Source organism: Clostridium frigidicarnis (assembly GCF_900111985.1).
Classification (GTDB): domain Bacteria; phylum Bacillota; class Clostridia; order Clostridiales; family Clostridiaceae; genus Clostridium_Z; species Clostridium_Z frigidicarnis.
Window position 1 is genome coordinate 1 of record NZ_FOKI01000098.1, and the last position, 1,756, is coordinate 1,756.

The following is a 1,756-nucleotide window of genomic DNA, read 5'->3' on the forward strand; positions in this document are numbered from 1 at the left end:
TTCCAAAGTGTAAATTACGTAGATAAACAAATTGGAAATTTAGTTAATATGCTAAAAGAAAAAAATCAATTAGACAATACAGTTTTGGTTATTTATGGAGATCATACAGGTGTTCATAAATTTTATCAAGATAAAGTAAATGAGATAAAAAATATGGAAGAAAAATTTAGAGAGAAAGATTTAAGAGTTCCATTTATAATATATAATCCAGAATTAAGTGGTGAGAAAAAGGATGTTATAGGTGGGCAAATTGATATGATGCCTACGGTAGCTTATCTAATGGGAATAGAGAGAGACAGGTTAAAAGATAGTGCCATGGGAAGAATTCTTGTTAATACTGAAAGGAACTCCACTATATTAAATAATGGAGAGATAATGGGTAAAACTAAAAGTAAAGAAGAAGAAAATCACATAAAAAATGTTTTTTCAGTTGCAGATAAGATAATAGAGGGAAATTACTTTAAAAATAAGCAATAAAATTATATGTTTGAAAGAGGGTGTAAATAATTTTTCTATTGCTCATATTTTACATTATAATCATAGTATGGTAATAATATGGAGCAAGGCATTTATTTATTAGGATTTTATTTATTAAGTGTATCTTAATTTTAAAGTCCTTTTGTTATGCATTTTTGTTAAGAATATTGCTAAAAATTATATACAGTTGATTTATTACTAAATCCCAATTCGAATAACTTCTGGTCTATTTTTTTGCTACGCTTTCAACGGCTAGATAGAGCATCTTCAATAAGCTATCATCCTTAGGGAATATTAGTTTTGTCTTTGTTACTTTTCTAAATGGGCTATTCAAACTTTCTACAGTATTAGTAGTATATATTATTTTTCTTATGTTATCTGGGAATGCAAAGAATGTGCTTAAATTACCCAATTATATTCCTAGTTTTTGTTAAATATTATAAATGATAATGGATTAAATGTTTAATTTATACATGGGATTTAATATATTAATAGTAAAAATGTTATAAAATCTTAAGAAGTTTCCTTAAGAAATCTTAATAAATTAGTTTTAATATTAATATAAGGGTTAAAAATAAAGAATTTAATTATGCAATAGTGATAGAAGATAAAACGTGATTTTATGTATAATTAAAACATAATTACAACAAGAAGGTAGGGCTTTTATGAATAATAAATGTAAAATATTGGTGGTAAATGATGAAAAACATATAAGAGAGGTTATACAAATATACTTAATTAATGGCGGATATAGTGTTATTTTAGTTGAATAATGAAGGCGGTATTATTTATGATGTAGTAAATTTTATGAAAGAAGAAAATCTGAAAGATTCTAAATCATGGATAAGAAGATAATGCATTTTACGAAGCAAAACATGACTGGGGGAGTTTTTATGAAGAATATAAGTTATGGATTTAATAAATTTTTAAATTTAGCTTTAAAATTTTTGTTTTTATTTATAGTGGTTGGGAGTATAGTATGTTTTAATGTAGAAAAACCTGATATTACAGGTTTATCAATTTGTTTCATAATTATTACAATTATACTTGTTGGAGGAACATATTATGGTTTGAAAAATAAATATAACAAATCTTTAATAGTTACAGTTATACTTGGGAGTGCTTTAATTATAAGAATTTTATGGTTTTATAATATATATAGTATTCCTGTAGGTGATTTTAATAGGATGTTTATATGTGCAGGTGATTTTCTAGCTGGATCTACGGATATGTTCAAGGATACAGCTTACATGGCAAGATTTCCTCATATGAGTATGAC

1 protein-coding gene and 2 pseudogenes are annotated in these 1,756 nt (G+C 25.2%); 2 read left to right on the forward strand and 1 reads right to left on the reverse strand.

The window, feature by feature from the left end; all coding sequences use genetic code 11:
• On the forward strand, nt 1-477 hold a 477-nt coding region (locus tag BM119_RS19425; protein ID WP_177199526.1), incomplete at its 5' end, for a sulfatase-like hydrolase/transferase.
• 145 nt (nt 478-622) lie between these two features.
• On the opposite strand, the pseudogene BM119_RS19430 reads toward BM119_RS19425, so the two are convergent.
• A pseudogene (locus BM119_RS19430) lies at nt 623-883 on the reverse strand (transposase); the annotation flags it as partial.
• Between the two features lie 487 nt (nt 884-1,370).
• Here BM119_RS19430 and BM119_RS19435 point away from each other — a divergent pair.
• A pseudogene (locus tag BM119_RS19435) lies at nt 1,371-1,756 on the forward strand (ArnT family glycosyltransferase); the annotation flags it as partial.